Below are 21,037 nucleotides of genomic sequence, written 5' to 3'. Positions count from 1 at the left end.
GAATGCCCTGAGCGGCCCCCGCGGTGCGATGGATCAAAGCACGCTGCGGGTCCGCGCTTCCAATCAACCACCCCCCTCACCAGGCAACTTGCGCCCCAGTGGCACCGATCCGTGCAGGTCTGCGCACCACTTGGCGGCGAGTTCTTCACATGCCGCACGGCATCGGCGCATCCGGGCCCTTGCTCGGCGGGGCGGCGAATCCGGCACTACCGCCCCAAAGGCGTGACCTACGCGGCCGGGGTGTGGATAACCCTCATTTCGGTGACCGGGTTGAGCAGTCGATGTGCAGATTCGCTGAAGCCGGGGTTCGACTCCGTGATTGCGACAGATCGTTCCCGGCCGGATACGGAGCGTTTCGTTCCGCCATGCCGGAGCGACGCCCGTCGCTGAGACGCCGTCATCCGGCCATGGCTCTCCGCGGTCCGCCCGGGCCGGGCCTGCCGGAGCGGGCCATGTGAACAGGGCGGTCGCGGACCGCGCGGTCGCCGTGCGGACAGCGGGAGTTGGCTGATTCCGCGATGCGAAGGGATCACTTGCAATCGGAATTGAACGCCCCGTGCGGCCCGTGCGTACCAACAGCCATCCAGGCGCCCCCCAGAAGCTGCCGGACGGCGGCACCTACTCCGTTCCCCAGGAGGAGAGAAGTTTGAGTCACAAGCGAATTCCGAAGCGCAAGGCCGCGATAGCGGCGGGCAGCGTGGTGGCGCTCGGCGCAGCCGCGATCCTGCTCCCCAACGCCAACGCCTCGCAGGACGGTTCGTCCGACGACGCGGCTGCCGCGCCGAAGACCCTGAAGGCGGGCGACGCCTCGGATCTCGCCTCGCAGCTCTCCGGGCTCCTCGGTGAGGCGTTCGGCGGCTCCTACTACGACGGCGACAGCAAGCAACTCGTCGTCAACGTCGTACCGGGCGACGACAACAACGTCATCGTGCAGGCGAAGGCGGCCGGCGCGAAGGTCCGCGAGGTGGAGAACAGCTGGTCGGAGCTTCAGGACGGGGCGTCGACGCTCAAGTCCGAGGCGACCATCGCCGGCACCTCGTGGTCGATCGACCCGCGCACCAACAAGCTCCTGGTGACCGCGGACAGCACCGTGACCGGTGCCAAGTGGGACAGACTGGAGAGCACCGTGAAGGAGCTCGGCTCCGACATGGCCACCGTCAAGAAGTCCTCCGGCACCTTCAAGCCGTTCGTCTCCGGAGGCGACGCCATCTTCGCCGGCGGCTCGCGCTGCTCCCTCGGGTTCAACGTCACCGCGGGCGACGGCTCCCCTGCCTTCCTGACCGCCGGTCACTGCACCCTCGGCGGCAACGAGTGGTCCGACAGCCAGGGCGGCCAGCCGATCGCCACAGTCGACCAGTCGACCTTCCCCGGCAACGGCGACTTCGCACTCGTGAAGTACGACGACCCGGCGACCGAGGCGCCCAGCGAGGTCAACACCGGCAACCAGACGGTGCCGATCACCGAGGCCGCCGAGGCGACCGTCGGCCAGCAGGTCTTCCGGATGGGCAGCACCACCGGGCTCAACGACGGCCAGGTCCTCGGCCTCGACGCCACGGTGAACTACCCGGAGGGCACGGTCACCGGCCTCATCCAGACCGACGTCTGCGCCGAGCCCGGCGACAGCGGCGGCTCGCTGTTCACCCAGGACGGCCTCGCCATCGGCCTGACCTCCGGCGGCAGCGGCGACTGCACGGCCGGCGGCGAGACGTTCTTCCAGCCGGTGACCACCGCCCTGGAGGCGGTCGGCGCGACCCTCGGCGCGGGCGGTGCCGCGGGCGGCGGTGCCGGTGACGAGGCCGGTGCGGGCGCGGGCGAGGAAGCCGGTGCGGGCGACGAGGCCGGTGCCGGTGCCGGTGAGGAAGCGGGCGCGGGCGAGGAGGCCGGTGCCGGTGACGAGGCCGGTGCCGGCCAGGAAGCCGGGGCCGGTGAAGAAGCCGGTGCGGGAGCCGGTGAGCAGGCCGGCGATGACGAAGCGGGTGCCGGAGCCGGTGCGGGGGCCGGTCAGGACGCGGGTCAGGGCCTGGAGGACAACTCCGGTCTGACCGAGTCCCGCTGACCCCTCTCCAAGCCGTCGGCAGCCGGTCCGACGCCGCCGGCCCGGTCCCGCCCCCTTCCTGGCGGGACCGGGCCGGCCACCGGCGTGTCCGCAGCGCTGTGCCCGGGGCGGGCGGGCTACCCGAGCGCCCTGATCAGCAACAGGGCGATGTCGTCGAGCCGTTCCTCCCCGTCCGTGCGGTGCCGCTCCTGGTGGACGAGGCTGTCGGCCAGTTCGTCCAGCGGCAGGTCCCCGGCGTCGGCCAGGCGCCGGCCCAGGTCCGCGAGGGCCTCCTCGAAGTCCGTGCCGGGGGACTCGACCAGCCCGTCGGTGTAGAGGACGAGCAGCGAACCGGGAGGCAGTGCGACCTCCGTCGTCGGATACACCGCCGAGGCGTCGATGCCCAGCAGCGGACCGCCCGCCAGGTCGAGGACGCGCACCTTGCCGTCCGGCCGTCTCAGCAGCGGCGGGGGGTGCCCGGCCCGGGACATCACGGCCCGCCCGTGCTCCGGGTCGAGCCGCAGGTACAGGCAGCTGGCGAAGAGATCGGCCCCCAGGTCGAGCAGCAGCCGGTTGGTACTGCGCATGACCTCCTCGGGCGCCTGCCCCACGGTCGTGTACGCGCGTACCGCGGTGCGGACCTGCCCCATCAGCCCGGCCGCCGTCACATTGTGGCCCTGGACGTCCCCGATCACCGCCGCCGCGGTCCCCTGGGCGCCGACCAGGTCGTAGAAGTCGCCGCCGATGTCCATGCCCTGAGTGGCCGGCACATAGCGGCCGACCGCCTCGATGCCGGGCAGCGACGGCAGGGAGTGCGGCAGCAGCGCCTCCTGCAGGCCGTGCGCGAGCCGGTGCTTGGCGTCGTAGAGCAGCGCCCGCTCCAGCGCCTGGGCGATCAGCCCGGCCATGCTGGTCATCACCGCCCGCTCCTCGGTCGGGAACGGGTGCGGCTCGGCGTAGCAGAGCACGCACGTCCCCACCGGGCGGCCCTGGGCGATCAGCGGCAGAAAGGCCCAGGCCGCGAACCCGTCGGGGGTCGCGAGCCGCGCCGGGTACAGGCGCTCCAGCTGCTCCTGCGACTCGAAGAACGCGGGCACGCCCGTCCGCAGCACCTGGGTGCCGGGTGTCGCCTCGGTCAGGGGCATTCCGTCGAACCGTTCCACCACGTGCGGATCCCGGTACCCGCGATGCCCCAGCACCTGGAGCCGGTTCGCCCGCGAGCCCAGCACGACCAGGGCCTGGCTGCCCACCGCCGGGGCGATCTCGTCCGCGACCAACTGCACCACGTCCTGCACCCCCACCGCCTCGGTCAGCGCTCCGGCCAGGTCCAGCACCTGCGAGATGGTGACCAGGCGGGACGGCGTCCCGTCGGGCGGCGGTGCGGTCCGGTTCATCCGGGACACGGCCCTGGATTTGGTGATGCGGACGCTCAGGCCCGTCGTGCTCGGGTACAGCCGGAACGACAACCACTCACCGGGCGGGCGCAGCGCCACGAACGAGGTGACGTGCTGACTCAGCAGCGCGGCCCGGTACCGGTCCTCGTACACCGGGTCGTTGAGCCACGGCACCGACGCCCACAGCTGGGTGCCGAGCAGCCGGCTGACCGGGACGTTCAGCAGCTCGGCCGCCGCCGCGTTGACGAAGCCGACCCGTCCGTGCAGGTCCAGCGAGACCAGACCGTACGGCAGCCGGCTCACCATCCGGGCCGCCTCGACCGTGCCGAGCGTGCCGGCCATGCCGCCCACCAGGGGCGAGGCGAGCATATCGGTCTCGGGCTGCGGTGGGATGCTGTGCGCGGCGGCCCGCTCCAGCCGGACCGCCAGCCGGTCACAGGCCGCGGTCAGATGGTCGCGCTCGTGGTCGGACATCTCCGCGGGATGCGCGCCCGGCCAGGTCACGAAGACCGCGCCGTAGACGGTCGACTCGGTGGCGATCGGCACCGCGGCCAGGGCGAACGGGTAGGGCAGCACCACGGCGATCCTCGGATAGTGGCGGGCCATCTGCTCCTCGCCGCCGACCCACACCAGCCGCCGCTCACGCGCCGCGTCGGAGACCGGGATCGGCGAGCTCAGGCCCACCCGCTCCCAGGGCGCCGCGAACGCACGGGGCAGACCGGCCATCACCGCCATCTCCAGCACCGGCTGATCCGGCGCCATCAGGTACACCGCGCCGGAGTGGGCGTGCACCTCGTCCATCATCGAGGCCAGCGCCAGGGAGAGCAGGGGACGGCCGACCGGCGTCCTGGCGGCTGCCGGCGCCTGCGCGGACGACTGTCCGTCGGACACGCCGACCACCTCCTCGCACGGCCGCGCGACCGGGTCCAGGAACAAATCTCCCCCCTGACGGCCGGTCCCGCACGACGAGCGGTTCCGCGACAGGCCTGGTTACCGACGGTCACATGCGCTCCGGCCCCGTCGGAAGCGCCCGCTTACCCCGACTGTCCCGACCCATGCCCCCGTAGTCGAAGCGTGGCCGGGCGTATGGGCGCTGGGCGTGCGCCCCCGCGCACCCTGATGGCCGGTTCTCCGCGCCCACGCTGGGTCACGGTCGCGAACAATGGGGCACGCGCTCAACAGACGAGGGGGCGTAGGTCGAGCGGAGGGGTGGCAGTGATCCGGGTGCTTCTGGTGCACGACGAGTGTCTGGTGCGGTCGGTGCTGGCGGAGTGGCTGCGGCGGGAGACCGACCTGGCGGTGCACGACACGTCGTGGCGCGGCGCGCCGGGTACGGTGCGGTCGGTTCGGCCGGACGTGTGCGCGGCGGACCTGGAGTGCGCGGACTCCTACGGCATCCCACCGCTGGGCGAACTGTGCCGGCCGGGCCCGGAGCGCGTGCGCCCCCGATTACTGGTGCTCGCCAGCGCGAACCGGCCGGGCCTGCTGAAGCGGGCGGCCGAGGCGGGGGCGCTCGGCTACGTGGACAAGGAGGGATCCCCGCAGAATCTGCTGCGCGGGATCCGTCGCGTTGCCGAGGGGGAACGTTTCGTCAACGACTCGCTGGGCTTCGGGTTCCTCCAGGCGGCGGAGATGCCGCTGACCCGAAGAGAACTGAGCGTGCTATCCCTCGCGGCCGAGGGAGCCTCCATCGCGGAGATCGCCGGGAGCCTGCACCTGTCCCACGGGACGGTGCGCAACTACATGGCGGCCATCACCCGCAAGACCGGGGCCCGCAACCGCATCGACGCGATACGCATCTCCCAGGGCCAGGGCTGGCTCTGACCCGCGCCGGGCCGGTGCGGGAGTCCAGTTCCCCACGAGGTCCCGGTACAGCGCCGAGGACCGCATCAGCTCCTCATGATCGCCGTACGCCGTGCTCCGGCCATCCATCACCAGGACCCGGCCGGCGCGGCGGGCCGAGCTGATGCGGTGGGCCACGACCACCAGGGTCCCGCCCGGCCGCGCGGCGAACGCCCGCTCCGCCCGCTCCTCCGTCCCTGGGTCCAGATGGCAGGTCGCCTCGTCCAGCAGGGCGAGCGGGGCGTACGACAGATAGGCCCGGGTCAGTGCGACCAGCTGCCGTTCGCCGGCCGACAGCGTCGCCGGATCGACCCGGGCGTCGAGCCCTCCGAGCCGCTCGGCCAGCGGGGTGAGCCCGACCGCCTCGGCCGCGGCCAGCAACTCCTCCGCGGGCACCCGATCGGGCCGCAGGTACGCGAGGTTCTCGGCCAGGGTGCCGCTGAAGACGTACGCCTCCTGCGGGATGAGCACCCGCTCGGCGGCGGCCTCCGGGCCGGGCACGGGGTGTCCAGCGACCCGGATCGTGCCGTGCGAGGGGGCGAGCAGCCCCGCCACGAGCGCGGTGAGCGTGGACTTGCCGGCGCCGCTGGGACCCACGACGGCCAGGTGCGCGCCGGGAGGGAGGGCGAGATCGAGATCCCGGACGACGGGTGCGCTGGCGGGACCGTAGGCGAACGTGACGGAGGCGAGGGAGAAGGCGGGGGGCGGGGTGCCGTGGTCCGCGGTGGTGCCCGAAGGCCCGGGCCGGCTCTCCGGTGGGCGGGGTGTGCCGGTGTCCGTCCCGGCCAGCCTGCGCAGCACCACCGTCAGGCGGGAGCCGCTCGTGCCCAGGCCGTGGATCAGGTTGCGCAGGGCCGGGAGCAGGGACTGGGTGACGTAGGCGAGGGCGCCGACCAGGGCACCCGCGGTGACGCCGTGGGACAGGAGCCAGGGTCCGGCGGCGAGCAGCAGCACGATCGGCAGCTGGCCGCCGATCGTCAGGGACGCCACGCGCAGCACCCCCCAGTGGGCCAGGGCGCGCGCCGCCCGCAGTTCCGCCTCGACCCGTTCCCCGGTGCCGGCGGCGATGTCCGCTTCCGCGCCGGTCGCCGTGATGTCCCGCAGGCCCGGGCCGACGGCGCCGAGGTCACCGGCGAGGGCCTCGTCGGCGACGAGGAACGTCTCCTGCCGTCTCGCGAGTGGTCGCAGCGTCACGGCGAACAGCGCCATGCCGACGGCCAGGGGCGGCCCCACGACCAGCAGGAGCGGCGGGGCGAGCGTGAACAGGCCGGCCAGGGCACCGGCGGCGGTGAACACGAAGGAGCGGGAGACCATGACCAGTCCGGCGAAGGTGTCCCGGGCGACCTCCACCTGCTGGGTGAGCCCGGACAGGGAACCCGCGTCCCCGGTCCGCACCCCGCGCGTGACCACCCGTTCCACGAGCCGGTCCCGGAGCGGTTCGACCAGCGCGGCGACGGCGGCGTAGACCCGGGCGGTCCCGTACGCGCCGAGCAGGACGCCCAGTCCGGTCACGGCCAGCCAGACCAGTCCGACATCCGCCCGCCCGCGCAGGAACCCCTCGTCCAGGGCGCGGGCGGGCCCGTACCCGATGAGGAAGGTCTGCCCGGTCTCCAGCACGGACCAGGCGGTGAGCCGCAGCAGGACCCGCCGGCGGGCCAGCAGGAAACGCAGGCCCCGGGTGGGGAGGGCGGCTCCCGCCGGGGCGTCGGCGGCCGTGTCAGCGTCCCGCCCACTCCGTCCGCGCGCACGGATCCGGGCCGTCATGTCAGCGCCCCCTCCCCGGCATCCGCGCCGCTCCGGCCGTCCGTACCCGCCACGTCGCTCTCCCCGCTCGTCCCGTCCCGGGTGTCCGGGTCCGGCCGCGCACCGCCGTCGTCATCCGTGCTGTCGGGGTCCGCGTCGTTTCCGAACACCGCCCCGTCGTTCGCGTCCGTGCCGTCGGGGTCCGTGCCGTCTTCGAGCCCCGCCCCGTCGTTCGCGCCTGTGCCGTCGGGGCCCGCGCCGTCCCCGAACACCGCCCGGTACTCCGCGAGCCGCCACAACTCCTCGTGCCGCCCCACCGCCCGCACCCGCCCCCCGTCCAGCCACGCCACGGCGTCGGCGCACGCGGCCGTCGCGCCGCGGTGGGCGACCAGCAGCCGGGTGGCGCCCGGCCCGTCGCCGAACAGGGCGTCGGTGATGCGGCGTTCCGTCACCGTGTCGAGGCTGGAGAGGGCGTCGTCGAGGATCAGCAGCCGGCCACCGTGCGCGAACGCCCGGGCGAGACCGAGCCGTTGGGTCTCGCCGCCGGAGCGCGGGGCGTCGGCGACGGGCGTGTCGTATCCGTCGGGGAGGCGTCGGACGAAGTCGTCGGCGAGGGCCGTGCGGGCCGCCTCCCGGACCAGGCCGGGGGAGGGTGACGGCAGGCCGAGGCCGATCGCCCGCCCGACCGTGCCACCGAGGAGGGCGGGGCGGGCGAAGGCGTAACCGACGGCGCCGCGCAGGGCGTCGTGCGGCAGCTCGCGCAGCGGCACCCCGTCGAGGAGCACCTCGCCCGCGTCCGGATCGGCCAGCCGTCCGGCGAGCGCGGCCAGCAGCGACTTGCCCGCGCCGGACCGGCCGACGACGGCCAGGGTCGTGCCGCCCGGCACGTCGAGATCCACCCCGTCCAGCACGGTGCGTCCGCCGCGCCGGGCCGTCACCCCGCGCAGCTCCAGCCGCCCGGGGCCGTCGGGCAGCCCGCGGGTGCCGTACACGGTGGCGGGCTCGGTCCCGACCTCGCCGAGGCGCCGGGCCGCGGCCCGGGCCCGCGCCAGGCCCGCGAGCCGGCCGACCAGCACACCGACGCCCGTCGCGAGCACCGCGTACCGGGAGGCCGCGAGCACCTCGCCGACCGAGAGCCGGTCCCGGGTGAGCAGCACCCCGGCCACGGCGACGACCGCGAGTTGCAGCAGCGGTGCCACGGCGACCGCCCGGGCCGCGGCCCGCCCCTGCACCCGCCACATGCGGTGCCCGGCCCGGGACAGATCGGGCAGCGGCCGCAGCACCCGGGCCGTCTCCCGGCCTTCCGTGCCGGCCGCCCGGACGGTGCGCACGCCCTCGACGGCCTCCGCCAGCGCGGCCGCGATCCGGCCCTGGGCCCGCTGGTAGCGCGACGCGCTCTCGGAGGTGTCACGGGAGACGGCGCGCAGGAGAAGGGCCAGCACGGGGGCTCCGGCGAGGAACACGGCCGCGAGCCACCCGTCGATCAGACCCAGCGCGACCACCCCGCCGACGGGGCCGGCGAGTGCGGCCACGAGCGCCGCCCGGGCCGCCGGTGTGGTCCCCGCCTCGGCGGCGTTGCCGACCAGGCGGGCGACGAGGTCACCGGAGCCGAAGCGGTCCGCGGCGCGCGGGCCGACGCCCAGGACGTGCCCGGTCAGGCGGCGGCGCAGCCACGCGGTGGTACGGGCGTCGACGGTGCCGGTGAGGACGGTCTGGACCGCGTCGAGCAGACCGAGCAGCAGGACGAGGCCGGCGCAGCAGAGCACCCAGCGGGTGGCGGGGGCGTGCGCCAGCAGAAGGTCGAGGGCCCGGCCCAGCGCGGCCGGCAGCAGCAGCCCGGCACCCGTGGCGGCGATGCTCACCAGGCACAGCGCCAGGCAGCGCGCCCCGCTGTACCGGGTGGCCGCGCGCAGCAGGGTGCGCGCGTGTCCGGCCGCCGGGTCGTCGTCGCCGCGCGAGGTCATACGGGCCTTTCCTGGGGCGGGAAGGACCCCGGGCGGCCCCTCCCCGAAGGGAGGGAGCCGCCCGGAGCGAGCAGACCGCAGGTCAGAGACAGAGCAGAACGCTCGCGGCGCTGATGCAGGAGAGCAGGCTCACGGTGCTGTTGCCGCCGCCGTCCGTGCGCTCTTCGGTCTCGATGGTCTGCAGGTCGAGAAGTGCCATGGTGTGTCCTTCCATTGGGTGTCCGTCCGTGGTCATCCGTGGGGACGGGGTGGTGTCACGACTCCGCGGGATCGCGCAGCCGCGTCAGTGGGGCCGCCTGCTCGGCGGCGGGAGGAACGGCAGGTGGGCGTCGGTCGCCGGGTCGAGGGCCGCGCCGAGCGCCAGCAGGCACCCTGCCGTTCCGGTGGCGAGGTCCATGGAGAGCCGCATCATCTGGTGCCCGGGGAAGGCCAGTTGGCCCTGGTAGGCCATCGCGAACCAGCCGAGCCCGGCGATCTGCGCCGCCAGCCGGTCCCCGGTCGCGCCCGGCGCGGTCGTGCGGCTGAGGTGCAGGATCATTCCGGCGCGGCCCTGGAAGAGGCCGGGCTGCGCGTAGAAGCGCGAGGTCGCGGCGGTGATCACCCCTGAGCGGGCCGTCCCGAACTCCCCGGCCAAGCCGGGGGAGTGGGTTACGAGGTCGTCGAGGACCATGCCGAGGCCCGCGCTGCCGTCGCCGAGGTAGGGCAGCGTCCGCCAGCCCTCGTCGACCTCCAGCGACCCGTTCTCGCGGGTCACGCAGGACGCCAGGTCCCGGCGCAGGGCCACGGCCGCCGCCTCCAGCCAGGCCTCCTCGCCGGTCCACTCGTACTGCCGCAGCATGAGCAGCGCGGGGCCGCTCGCGCCGCGCAGCAGTCCGGCGCGCTGCCGGGACGTGGCCGGCACCGGCTCGGTGAGCCGCTGGACGAGGATCCGCGCGGCCTCGTGGGCCCGCTCGCCCAGCTCCGCCTCGCCGGTCGTACGGGCCAGGTGCCCGAGGACGAGGCCGAGCCCGGCCAGTCCGCCGTGCAGGTCGGACGAGAGGTTCTGCCACCGCTCGGCGAGGATGCCCTCGACCAGGTCCAGCGCCCGCTGCCGGTGCCCGAGCCGGTCGAGGACCAGGGCGACGCCCGCGAGCCCGTCGTACAGCCCGAGCGGGGTGCCGACCGGGGCCGGTGCCGTCCGGTCCAGCAGCCAGCGCTCGCCCTCCTCGTACCGCTCGGCGCCGGCCGCGTCCAGCGCGAACAGCACCCCCGCGGCGCCGTGGGCGAGCCCGAGCCCGCCACCGTCGGAGAACTGCGCGACATCGCCGGGGAAGAGCCGGTCGTCGCGCTCCGGAGTGGCCGAGGCGAGGATGGCCTTGACCATCGAGTCGCGGCTGTACGGCCAGTCGCCCGGGTCCACCGGCGCGGAGGGAGCGGCCACCGTACGGCCGGACACCTCCCGGGTGATCTCCGTGACCGCCTTGTCGAGGAACTCCCGCGGCACGTCCGGGAACTGCTCCGCGATCACCTCGGCCAGGTGTGCCGCCTTGCCGCGGTCGACCACGAACAGCGTGGTCACGGGCAGGAACAGGGCCAGCCGCAGACAGGCCAGCGCATAGCGGTCGATGTCGGCGCCCCGGCGGTCCGGCGGCGCGAAGAACCCGGGGTGGGCGACGACCTGACGGCCGTTCTCCCCGACCGGGGCCGCGGCCTCGAAGTCGAGGAGGAACACCGTCTCCTCGTCCGGGGCGACCATGATGTTGAAGACGTGCAGGTCGTTGAAGACGATGCCCCGGGCGTGCACCGCCGCCACGGCCTCCTCCACCCTGCGGTGGATGCGCAGCGCCCATGCCGTGTAGGAGGCGACGGCCTGCGCGTCGGGTTCCCGGGTGAGCAGCGGATGCCGCTCCGCGAAGAAGGCGTTGAGCGGACGGCCCTCCAGGAAGTCCATCACCAGGAAACGGTGCCCGCCGAGCTCGAACCAGTCGCGCACCTCCGGGACCACACCCGTGCCCGCCACCTGCTCCAGCGCCTGCTTCTCCCGCTCCAGCCGGGCGATCGCGTCGGCCCCGTCCGAGGCCAGCCCCGCGTGCGGCCGCCCCTCCTTGAGGACGATCTTGCGCCCGTCGCGGGTGTCGGTGCCCGCGTACACCCCGCCACCGTTGGAGAAGTGCAGCGCCTTCTCGATGCGGTAGGGCAGCTCACCCGTCGTCGTGTCGTTCCGCGCGTCCAGATGCGGCTGGAGGAACGCCGGGAGCGTCACCCACTCGGGCACCTGGAAGGACGGCGCCCGCCGGTCCGGCACCAGCCGCCCCTCGCCGTCCCGCACCGCCGGCACCAGCGAGCCCCGCTCGTCCACGACGAACGCCCGCGCGAAGGCGCCGTAGCGCACGTACAGCGGGCCCTCGCCCCAGCGCAGGTCGGTGAGGATGTACGGCCCCTCGAACCCCTCCAGCAGCGCGCCCAGCTCGCGCAGCACCCGGTGCAGCTGCTCCTCGTCGGCCGGGTAGACGGTGACGAACTTGCCGCTGCCGTCACGCGGCGCGTACTTGGTGTTGCGCAGGTGGAGCAGGTGCGGGCCCGGCACGAACTTGAAGGGGACGCGCCGCTCAACGCAGTAGTCCCACACGATCCGGGCGATCTCCTCGGCGTTCGCCCGGGTCGCCGAGGCGTGGATCTTCCACCCCTGGGCCGGGCCCTGCACCGGTTCGCCGTCCGGGCCGAGCGGCGTCATGGTCTGCCAGTCGCCGATCCGGGCCGACTCCCAGCCCTCCGGCAGCGGCCGGCGGGCCGTCTCGTAGAGGTGGCCGGCCGTCCCCTGGCCGCCCCGCGCCAGCCGGTCCGGCGTCTCGTAGAAATGCTGGTCGGCCAGCGCGTACACCTCGTACCGCTTGTCCATGCGTCCCCCTCCTGACGAGCACCGAGCCTTCCAGCCACCAGCCGGGCACGGACAGTCACGCGTGTCACGAGAACACCGTGCGGAACGCATGCGTCAAGACATGTTCGGATTCTTTCGAGCGCCCGCGTCCTCGCCGGTCCACGGAACGCCCACAGGGGCTGCGCAGGTGTCTCATTAGCGCTGTAATGGCCAACGTGGTCAGTCAGGGCGCCCAGGAGAGCGGAACGCGAACGCTGCGTGCCGAAGGTGCCCTCAAGGCGATCGCGGTCGATCACGAGTCGCCCGAACGGCTGCGTCGCGTCCTCGAACAGGCGCTCGTCTTCGCCGGTGCGGCGCTCGCCGCCGTCTACGCGCCCGGCGAGGACGGCGAGCTGCTCTGCCTGATGGAGTCGGCCGGCGTCCCGAGGACGCTGTACGGGCTGCGCGACAGCTACCCGCGCGCCGGACGGTCCCCGGCCGCCGAGGCCCACCGCCGCGGGCAGCCGGTGTCACTGAGCCCGGCGGAACTCGCCGAGCACGCCCAGGCGCGGCGCGTACCGTCGAGGGACTTCTTCCTGACGGCCCTGCCCGTGCAGGGCGACGGCGGCTGCCTGCTGGCCGTGACCGAACGGCCCGGGGGGTTCGGCGCCGACGACCTCCGCTGCCTGGAACTCATCACGGACGCGGTCGCCTTCACCGTCCCGGCCGCCCCCGCCGAGGCCGGTGAACTGCCGCCGAGCGCCTTCAACCTCGCCATGGACACCGGACGCGTCCGGGTCGGCGACGACCTGCTGGACCTGTTCGGCCTGGACCCGGTGGAGTTCGACGGCCGGGTCGAGACACTGCTCAGCCTGACCGTCCCCGAGGACCTGCCGTCGCTGATGTCCGTGGTGGAGGCCGACCACATGTCCATCGGCGACCGGGAGCTGGAGTTCCGGGTGCTCCAGCCCAACGGGCCGCCGAAGTGGCTCCGGCTGCGCGGGCGCCTCCTGCCCGGCGGCGAGGGCCACCCGGCCCGCCTCGTGGGCACGGTCGTCGACGTCTCCACCCTGCGCTCCGACGTCACCGACGTCGCCCGCGTCCAGCGCCTGGCCTCCGCACTGGCCACCGCCGTCACCGTCCGCGACGTCGGACGGGCCGTGGTCGCCGCGCTGCGCCGGCCGCTGCGTGCCGACCGGATCGCCCTCGCCGAGCTGGAGGGCGACCGCCTCGTCGTCACCGTCCTCGACCCGCCCGAACCCGAGGCCTGGCCCGAGCTGTGGCGGTCGGAGTGGCGCACCGAGTGGCCCGACGCACCCGTGCGCGCCATGCCCACCCTCGCCGCCGCGCTGCGCGAGGGCCGGGCCCGGATCTGGCCCGCCGGCAGCCCCCTGGAACGCGCCCTGGCCGAGGTCGGCCCCGGCGGCCTCGCCGTCCTGCCGCTGCCCGCCGGGAACCGCATGGCCGGAGCCTGCCTGATCGGCTGGGACACCCCGCACGACTTCGGCACCGACGAACGCGCCCTGCTCACCGCCTGCGCCGGCCTCGCCGGACAGGCCCTGGTGCGGGCCCGGGCCTTCGACGCCGAGCACGAACTCGTCGGCATGCTCCAGCGCCAGCTGCTGCCCCGCAGCCTGCCCCGGCTGCCGGGCGCGGTGGCCGTGGCCCGCTACCTGCCCAGCACGGCGGGGCTCGAACTCGGCGGCGACTGGTACGACGTCATCCCGCTGCCCGACAACCACGTCGCCCTCGTCATCGGCGACGTCCAGGGCCACAGCGCCGGCGCCGCCACCCTCATGGGCCAGATGCGCACCGCCCTGCGCGCCTACGCCGTCGAGGGGCACCCGCCGGACGTGGTGGTCGCGCACGCCAACCGGCTCCTCATGGACATGGAGAGCGACCTCTTCGCCACCTGCTGCTACGTCGACGTCGACCTGGAGGAGGGCGCCGCCTGGTGCGTGCGCGCCGGGCATCTGCCGCCGGTCCTGCGCTACCCGGACGGCCGGACCGACATCGCGGAGGCGGAGGGCGGCCCGCCCCTCGGGGTGGTCGCCCGGGCCGACTTCCCGATGAGTCCGCTGCGGCTCCCGCCCGGCACCGTCATCGCGCTGGCCACGGACGGGCTCGTCGAGACGCCCGACTCCGACATCGACGAAGGCATGGAGCACCTGGCCGAGCGGCTCGCCGAAGCCACCCCCACCGACATGGGGCTCGTCGCCGACGCCCTCCTGGGCAACGCCCCGCGCAGCGACGACGTGGCCCTGCTCCTCCTGCGCTACGACGGCATGGCACTGCGCCCGCTGAGGGAGAGCTGGACGGTCTGGCGGGTGCCGCAGGCCGTCGGGCACGCCCGCCGCTTCGCCCGGCGGACCCTGCGTTCCTGGGGCGTCACCGTGGACCACGACGCCGCGCTCCTCGTCGTCTCCGAACTCGTCACCAACGCCCTGGTCCACACCGACGGCAAGGTCCGGATGGACCTCACCCTCGTCAACAACCGCCTGCGCATCGCCATCGCCGACGCTTCACCCCGCTCACCGGTCCGCCCGACCAGCATCGGCTGGGAGGCCACCGGCGGCCGGGGCATCCTCCTCGTCGAGGCCCTCGCCGCGACCTGGGGCACCCTGCCGGTCAGCGGCGGCAAGCAGGTGTGGGCGGAACTGGTGCTGGGACGCTGACCCGGCCGGCGATGCTCCCGCTCAGCCCAGCCGCTTCAGCAGCTCCTGGGCCAGCGGGGCCGACGACGCCGGGTTCTGGCCCGTGACCAGGTTGCGGTCGGTGACCACGTGCGGGGCCCACGGCTCACCGGCCCGCACGGTCACCCCGGCCTCGGTGAGGCGGTCCTCGAGCAGCCACTTCGCGCGGTCGGCGAGGCCGCCCTGGATCTCCTCGGCGTTGGTGAACGCCGCGACCTCGTAGCCGGCGAAGACGTTGGTGCCGTCGGCCCCGACAGCGGCCAGCAGCGCGGCCGGCCCGTGGCAGACGACCCCGAGCGGCCTGCCCGACTCCAGGGCCCGGGCGAGCAGCCGGCCGGAGTCGGCGTTCACGGCGAGGTCCTCCATCGGGCCGTGACCGCCGGGGTAGAAGACGGCCGCGTAGTCGTCGAGCCGGACGTCCTCGAGACGGACGGGGTGGCGCAGCTCGGTGAAGGACTCCAGCGCCTTGGCGACCCGGTCGGCGTTCTCCTGGCCCCCGTTCACCTCGGGGGCGAGGGAGGCCCGGTCGACGGTGGGCTCGACACCGCCGGGCGTGGCCACGACGACCTCGTGGCCGGCGGCCCGGAACGCCTCGTACGGGGCGACGGCCTCCTCGGCCCAGAAGCCGGTGGGGTGTGCGGTGCCGTCGGCCAGGGTCCAGGTGTCGGCGCCGGTGACGACGAAGAGGATCTTCGACATGGTGGGTGCATCTCCGTGAGGACGGGCCGCGGTCGGACAGCGCGGCGATGATTCGGATGAGGTCGACGGTAGGCCCCCGGATCGCCGGTTTTCCAATGGCAGGGCCAATGGCAGCCATAGGGATTCCAATGGCGCAGCGCAGTAGGGTCGGCTCGTGTGAGGCCCCTCGATCCCCTCAGCGCGTCCGGCACGCCCGCGCAGTCCGACCTCAACCTGCTGCGCACCTTTCTGGCCGTCTACCGGTCCGGCTCCTTCACGGCCGCCGCGCAGCTGCTGGGCCTGTCCCAGCCGACCGTCACCACGCAGATCCGCTCCCTGGAGCGGCAGACCCGCCGGGAGCTCTTCGAACGGCTGCCGCGCGGCGTCGCCCCGACCGCAGTGGCCGACGAACTCGCCGCCCGCGTCGCGGCCCCCCTCGACGCGCTCGCGGAGGCCACGGGTCACGGCCCCCGGGAGCGCTCGCGCGCCGAGCCGGTCCACCTGGCCGGGCCCGCCGAGCTGCTGTCCACCCGGGCCCTGCCCGCCCTCGCCCCGCTCGTCACCGAGGGCGTACGGCTGCGCGTGACCATGGGGCTGACCGAGCCCCTGCTCGACGAACTGCGCGCCGGCCGCCACGACCTGGTGATCGCCACCACCCGGCCCCGCGGCCGCACCCTGTCCGCGGTGCCGCTGACCGACGAGGAGTTCGTCCTGGTCGCCGCCCCCGCCTGGGCCGACCGCCTCGCGCGGCGCCCGGCCGCCGACGGACCCGCCGCGCTGCACGACATCCCGCTGATCACGTACGCCGAGGACCTGCCCATCGTGCGCCGCTACTGGCGGCACGTCTTCGGCCGGCGCCTGAACTGCCGCGCCGCCGTCTCGGTCCCGGACCTGAGGGCCGTCCTCGCGCTGGTCACGGCCGGTGCCGGCTACAGCGTGCTGCCGCGCTACCTGTGCGCCGGGGAACTGGCGTCCGGCGCCCTGGTCCTCCTCGACGCCCCCGAGGACGCGCCGATCAACACCGGTTTCCTCGTCCAGCGGCCGGGCACCTCGGACAACCCGCACGTGACCCTCGTCCGCGACCGTCTGCTGGAGGCCGGCCGCACCTGGTGACACCGCGGACCGACCGGGTACCCGCCGCGGCGCAGGACGGAGAAGCCACCACGAGCCGAAGGAAGAGGAACATCATGGCTCAGCATGTCCGCGACATCATGACCGGCGACCCGGTCACCGTCGAACCACAGACCTCCGTCGCCGAGGTCGCGCGCATCATGCGCGACGAGGACCTCGGAGCCGTACTGGTGACGGACGGCGACCGGCTGCGCGGGGTGGTCACCGACCGTGACATCGTGGTGCGGACCGTCAGCCGGGGCGGCGACCCGGAGCGGATCACCGTCGCCGACGCGTGCAGCGACGAGCTGGTCACCGTCGGCCCCGACGAGGACCTGGCCCAGGCGGTGGAGCTGATGCGCGAGCACTCCGTGCGCCGCATCCCGGTCGTCGACCACGGGCATCCCGTCGGCATCGTCTCCCTGGGCGACATGGCCATGGAGCGTGACCCGGAATCGGCGCTCGGTGACATCAGCGCCGCGCGCCCCAACGCCTGACGGGCCCCGTTCGAACGCGTCTTCCGAACACATCCTCCGAACCCCGGGTCGCAGCACCGCAGTTCGGCATCGCGCCGCAGGTGCTCCGGTCCGGGTTTGTTCGGTTTTTCACTGGGGACTCGAACAGCAGTGGAAGCAGAAGGAAGATGATGAGTCGTGGAGTCCATGGACACCAGTGAGAAGCCCGTCGTCCGTCAGCACGAGACCGGCTGGTCGAAGGCACGCCGTCTGCGCGGAAAGGCCGCGCTGCGCACCTGCCTCCCCGCCGTCGAGGACCGGGGCACGCCCGGAGTGACGCACTCCGGGGCGGAGTGGAACATCGTCCGGGGTGAGGACTGATACCTCCCTCGTGGACCGCGCGGTGTCGATCCGAGTAACTCCGCGCATCGACAACTAAAAGAAGTGATGTTCACATCCGCCGGATCACGACTAAGGTGAACCGAATGAAGGCTCTCGTGCTGTCCGGCGGCGCAGGAACAAGACTGAGGCCGATCACGCACACGTCGGCCAAACAACTGGTGCCCGTGGCCAACAAGGCCGTGCTGTTCTACGGGTTGGAATCGATCGCCGAGGCCGGTATCACCGACGTCGGCATGATCGTCGGGGAGACCGCCGAGGAGATCGAGGAAGCGGTCGGGGACGGGTCGAAGTTCGGCCTCAAGGTCACCTACATCCCCCAGGAGCGGCCCCTCGGGCTGGCCCACGCGGTGCTGATCGCCCGGGACTACCTCGGTGACGACGACTTCGTGATGTACCTCGGCGACAACTTCATCGTCGGCGGCATCACCGGCCTCGTCGAGGAGTTCCGCGGCAACCGGCCCGACGCCCAGATCCTGCTCACGCGCGTGGCCGACCCGCGCGCCTTCGGCGTCGCCGAACTCGACCCGTCCGGCCAGGTGATCGGCCTGGAGGAGAAGCCCGACCAGCCCAAGAGCGATCTCGCGCTCGTCGGCGTCTACATGTTCACGCCCCTCATCCACGAGGCGGTCCGCGCCATCGAACCCTCCTGGCGCAGCGAACTGGAGATCACCCACGCCATCCAGCACCTGATCGACACCCGCGCCGACGTGCGCTCCACGGTCATCAAGGGCTACTGGAAGGACACCGGCAACGTCGGCGACATGCTCGAGGTGAACCGCACGGTCCTCGAAGCCATGGAGCGCCGCATCGACGGCGAGGTGGACGACGCGTCGGAGACCATCGGGCGCGTCGTGCTCGAAGAGGGTGCCCGGATCGTCAACTCCCGTGTCGTCGGACCCGTCGTCATCGGCTCGGGCACCGTCGTCAGCAACTCCTACGTCGGCCCCTTCACCTCCGTCGCCGAGAACTGCCGGATCACCGACAGCGAGCTGGAGTTCTCCATCGTGCTACGGGACTCCTCGATCCAGGGCGTCGGCCGCATCGAGGCCTCGCTGATCGGCCGGCACGTCGAGGTGACCCCCGCCCCCAGCGTTCCCAGCGCCCACCGTCTCGTCCTCGGAGATCACAGCAAGGTGCAGATCACTTCATGAACCTCCTCGTCACCGGCGCCGCCGGGTTCATCGGCTCCCGCTACGTCCGGGCCCTGCTCGCCTCGGAGGCGCCCGACGCGCCGCGCATCACCGTGCTGGACAAGCTCACCTACGCCGGCACCCTCGACAACCTCGAACTGACCCACCCGCGGCTGGAGTTCGTGCAGGGCGACATCTGCGACGCCGAACTGGTCGACAAGCTGATGGCCGACGCGGACCAGGTCGTGCACTTCGCCGCCGAGTCCCATGTCGACCGCTCGATCAGCGGCGCCGCCGACTTCGTCCGCACCAACGTCCTCGGCACCCAGACCCTGCTGGACGCCGCCCTGCGCCACGGCACGGGCCCCTTCGTGCACGTCTCCACCGACGAGGTCTACGGCTCCATCGAGACCGGCTCGTGGCCGGAGGACCACCCGCTCCAGCCGAACTCGCCTTACTCGGCCTCCAAGGCCTCCTCCGACCTCCTCGCGCTGGCCTACCACCGCACCCACGGCCTGGACGTGCGCGTCACGCGCTGCTCCAACAACTACGGCCCGCACCAGTTCCCCGAGAAGGTCGTCCCGCTGTTCGTCACCAACCTCCTCGACGGCCACAAGGTGCCGCTGTACGGGGAGGGCCGCAACATCCGCGACTGGCTGCACGTCGACGACCACTGCCAGGGCGTCGACCTCGCCCGCACCAAGGGCCGTCCCGGCGAGGTCTACAACATCGGCGGCGGCACCGAACTCACCAACAAGGAACTCACCGGCCTGCTCCTGGACGCCTGCGGTGCGGACTGGGACCGGGTGGAGTACGTCGAGGACCGCAAGGGCCACGACCTGCGCTACTCCGTCGACTGCTCCAAGGCCCGCGACGAACTCGGCTACCGCCCCCGCCACGACTTCACCACCGGCCTCGCCGAGACCGTCGCCTGGTACCGCGACAACCGGGCCTGGTGGGAGCCCCTGAAGCAGCGCGTCGCCCAGGAGCGGGCATGAGGTGGCTGATCACCGGCGCGGGCGGGATGCTCGGCCGTGACGTCGTCGAGGAACTCACGCGCCGCGGCGGGAGCGTCGTCGGCCTCGACCGCGCGGCCCTGGACATCACCAGCCCCCCGGCCGTCGACTCCGCCGTGCGGGAGCACCGCCCCGACGTGGTCGTGAACTGCGCCGCCTACACGGCCGTCGACGACGCCGAGACGGACGAGGCCCGCGCCCTGGAGATCAACGGCGACGGCCCGCGCCTGCTGGCCCGGGCCTGCGCCGCGCACGACGCCCGCCTGATCCACGTCTCCACGGACTACGTCTTCTCCGGCGAGGCCCGCACCACCCCCTACCCGGAGGACCACCCGACCGGCCCCCGCACCGCCTACGGCCGTACCAAACTGGCCGGGGAGCGGGCCGTGCTGGAGGAACTCCCCGGGGCGAGCGCGGTGCTGCGCACGGCGTGGCTCTACGGCGTCCACGGCTCCAACTTCGTCCGCACCATGATCGGACTGGAAGCCCGCCGGGACACCCTCGACGTCGTCGACGACCAGCGCGGGCAGCCGACCTGGAGCGCGGACGTCGCCGAGCGGATCGCCGACCTCGGCCCCCGGCTCGGCCTCGAGGCGCACGGCGTCTTCCACGCGACCAACTCCGGCGAGGCGACCTGGTTCGACCTCGCCCGGGAGGTGTTCTCCCTCATCGGCGCCGACCCGGACCGGGTGCGCCCCACCAGCAGCGCGGCCTTCCCCCGGCCCGCGCCCCGCCCGGCGTACAGCGCCCTCGCGCACCGCCGTTGGCAGGAGATCGGCCTGCCGCTGCCGCGCGACTGGCGCTCCGCCCTGCACGAAGCACTGCCCCGCATCCGCAAGGAAGGTCTTCCTCGTGAAACGCCATGAGTTCCTCCGGGAACTGCACAAGGTCAGCGCCAATCGCAACTACCTGGAGATCGGCGTCAACGACGGGCGCAGCCTGACGCTGTCCCGCGTCCCCAGCATCGCGATCGACCCCGCCTTCAAGGTGGTCTCGGAGCTGAGGTGCGACGTCCACCTGGTGAAGGCCACCAGCGACGACTTCTTCGCGCGTGACAATCCCCTCCAGCACCTCAAGGGCGGCCGTCACCCGCTGCGCAACCTGCGCCGTGGCCGCAGCCCGATCGGCTACTGGCGCAAGACGACGCTGGACCTGTCGTTCATCGACGGCATGCACCTGTTCGAGTTCGCGCTGCGCGACTTCATGAACGTCGAGAAGTACTCGGACTGGGGCAGTGTGATCGTCCTCGACGACATGCTGCCGCGCAGCGTGGACGAGGCGGCCCGGGACCGGCACACCAACGCCTGGACCGGCGACGTCTACAAGATCACCGAGGTGCTGGCCCGCTACCGCCCGGACCTGGTCACGGTGCAGGTGGACACCGCCCCCACCGGCCAGCTGGTCGTCTTCGGCGCCGACCCGGACAACCGGGTCCTGCACGACAAGTACGACGAGATCATGGCCGAGTACAAGATCCCCGACCCGCAGAAGGTCCCCGAGGCGATCCTGGAGCGGGCCGGTGCGGTCCGCCCCGAGACCCTCCTGGAAGCCGGCTTCTGGCGCCCCCTCGCCCAGGCCCGCAACCGCGGCCTGCCCCGCTCCATCGGCTGGGAGCCCCTGCGCAAGGCCCTGCAGCAGGTCGGCGTGAGCCGCTGAACGACGGCGCCGGCCACCGCTCGGGGGCGGCCGGCGCCGATGCTCCTTCCCCGCACGTAGCGCAGGCCCGGACGCCGATCGCG

Annotated in this window: 15 protein-coding genes and 1 pseudogene; 10 read left to right on the top strand and 6 right to left on the bottom strand. The window is 73.4% G+C overall.

Translation table 11 applies throughout. The annotated features are described in order from the left end of the window. Positions 1–646 precede the first annotated feature (646 nt). The gene (locus IE153_RS00160) at positions 647–2,056 is read left to right on the top strand and encodes a S1 family peptidase (RefSeq protein WP_189587496.1); all 1,410 of its coding nucleotides are present in this window, start codon (positions 647–649) and stop codon (positions 2,054–2,056) included. A 116-nt stretch (positions 2,057–2,172) separates the two neighbouring features. Here the strand turns inward: IE153_RS00160 and IE153_RS00155 are convergent, their stop codons facing one another. Further along, the gene (locus IE153_RS00155) at positions 2,173–4,329 is read right to left on the bottom strand and encodes a SpoIIE family protein phosphatase (protein WP_189588507.1); all 2,157 of its coding nucleotides are present in this window, start codon (positions 4,327–4,329) and stop codon (positions 2,173–2,175) included. 186 nt (positions 4,330–4,515) lie between these two features. On the opposite strand from IE153_RS00155, the pseudogene IE153_RS00150 reads away from it, so the two are divergent. Beyond that, a pseudogene (locus IE153_RS00150) lies at positions 4,516–5,169 on the top strand (response regulator transcription factor); the annotation flags it as partial. Here IE153_RS00150 and IE153_RS42845 read toward each other — a convergent pair. From IE153_RS42845 to lanKC, 4 genes are all read right to left on the bottom strand, one after another. Next, positions 5,092–7,035 carry an ATP-binding cassette domain-containing protein gene (locus IE153_RS42845; RefSeq protein ID WP_438817885.1) on the bottom strand — a complete coding sequence of 648 codons (1,944 nt, stop codon included), beginning with the start codon at positions 7,033–7,035 and terminating at the stop codon, positions 5,092–5,094. The pseudogene IE153_RS00150 and the gene IE153_RS42845 sit on opposite strands and share 78 nt — an antisense overlap. Continuing rightward, positions 7,032–8,978 carry an ABC transporter ATP-binding protein gene (locus IE153_RS00145; RefSeq protein ID WP_229828567.1) on the bottom strand — a complete coding sequence of 649 codons (1,947 nt, stop codon included), beginning with the start codon at positions 8,976–8,978 and terminating at the stop codon, positions 7,032–7,034. Before IE153_RS00145 ends, IE153_RS42845 begins: the two co-directional genes overlap by 4 nt. Positions 8,979–9,060: 82 nt before the next feature. Further along, positions 9,061–9,177 carry a SapB/AmfS family lanthipeptide gene (locus IE153_RS00140; RefSeq protein ID WP_031113019.1) on the bottom strand — a complete coding sequence of 39 codons (117 nt, stop codon included), beginning with the start codon at positions 9,175–9,177 and terminating at the stop codon, positions 9,061–9,063. 84 nt (positions 9,178–9,261) lie between these two features. Then, positions 9,262–11,856, bottom strand: a complete 2,595-nt coding sequence (gene lanKC / locus IE153_RS00135; RefSeq protein WP_189587494.1) for a class III lanthionine synthetase LanKC — start codon at positions 11,854–11,856, stop codon at positions 9,262–9,264. 185 nt (positions 11,857–12,041) lie between these two features. Between lanKC and IE153_RS00130 the strand changes: the two genes are divergently transcribed. Continuing rightward, complete coding sequence (locus IE153_RS00130; protein ID WP_189587493.1) at positions 12,042–14,489, top strand: SpoIIE family protein phosphatase; 2,448 nt, start codon at positions 12,042–12,044, stop codon at positions 14,487–14,489. Positions 14,490–14,510: 21 nt separating this feature from the next. On the opposite strand, the gene IE153_RS00125 is transcribed toward IE153_RS00130, so the two are convergent. Beyond that, a complete protein-coding gene (locus IE153_RS00125; RefSeq protein ID WP_189587492.1) occupies positions 14,511–15,206 on the bottom strand; it encodes a type 1 glutamine amidotransferase domain-containing protein in 696 nt (231 codons plus the stop codon). 156 nt (positions 15,207–15,362) lie between these two features. Between IE153_RS00125 and IE153_RS00120 the strand changes: the two genes are divergently transcribed. The 7 genes from IE153_RS00120 to IE153_RS00090 all read left to right on the top strand — a co-directional run bounded on the left by IE153_RS00120 (position 15,363) and on the right by IE153_RS00090 (position 20,954). Continuing rightward, positions 15,363–16,298, top strand: a complete 936-nt coding sequence (locus tag IE153_RS00120; protein WP_189587491.1) for a LysR family transcriptional regulator — start codon at positions 15,363–15,365, stop codon at positions 16,296–16,298. 74 nt (positions 16,299–16,372) lie between these two features. Next, positions 16,373–16,792 carry a CBS domain-containing protein gene (locus tag IE153_RS00115; RefSeq protein WP_189587490.1) on the top strand — a complete coding sequence of 140 codons (420 nt, stop codon included), beginning with the start codon at positions 16,373–16,375 and terminating at the stop codon, positions 16,790–16,792. A gap of 156 nt (positions 16,793–16,948) precedes the next feature. After that, positions 16,949–17,131 (top strand): hypothetical protein, encoded by a 183-nt coding sequence (locus IE153_RS00110; RefSeq protein WP_101927795.1) that lies wholly within the window; start codon positions 16,949–16,951, stop codon positions 17,129–17,131. Between the two features lie 104 nt (positions 17,132–17,235). Beyond that, the gene (locus IE153_RS00105) at positions 17,236–18,303 is read left to right on the top strand and encodes a glucose-1-phosphate thymidylyltransferase (RefSeq protein WP_189587489.1); all 1,068 of its coding nucleotides are present in this window, start codon (positions 17,236–17,238) and stop codon (positions 18,301–18,303) included. After that, positions 18,300–19,280 (top strand): dTDP-glucose 4,6-dehydratase, encoded by a 981-nt coding sequence (rfbB, locus tag IE153_RS00100; RefSeq protein ID WP_189587488.1) that lies wholly within the window; start codon positions 18,300–18,302, stop codon positions 19,278–19,280. The genes IE153_RS00105 and rfbB overlap by 4 nt, the downstream gene beginning before the upstream one ends. Then, the gene (gene rfbD, locus IE153_RS00095) at positions 19,277–20,164 is read left to right on the top strand and encodes a dTDP-4-dehydrorhamnose reductase (RefSeq protein ID WP_189587487.1); all 888 of its coding nucleotides are present in this window, start codon (positions 19,277–19,279) and stop codon (positions 20,162–20,164) included. The genes rfbB and rfbD overlap by 4 nt, the downstream gene beginning before the upstream one ends. Continuing rightward, positions 20,151–20,954, top strand: coding sequence for a class I SAM-dependent methyltransferase (locus IE153_RS00090; protein WP_189587486.1), 804 nt, complete (start codon positions 20,151–20,153; stop codon positions 20,952–20,954). The genes rfbD and IE153_RS00090 overlap by 14 nt, the downstream gene beginning before the upstream one ends. Positions 20,955–21,037: the final 83 nt, after the last annotated feature.

Source organism: Streptomyces massasporeus, assembly GCF_014648995.1.
GTDB lineage: Bacteria > Actinomycetota > Actinomycetes > Streptomycetales > Streptomycetaceae > Streptomyces > Streptomyces massasporeus.
This window is presented reverse-complemented; position numbering and strand designations above follow the sequence as displayed.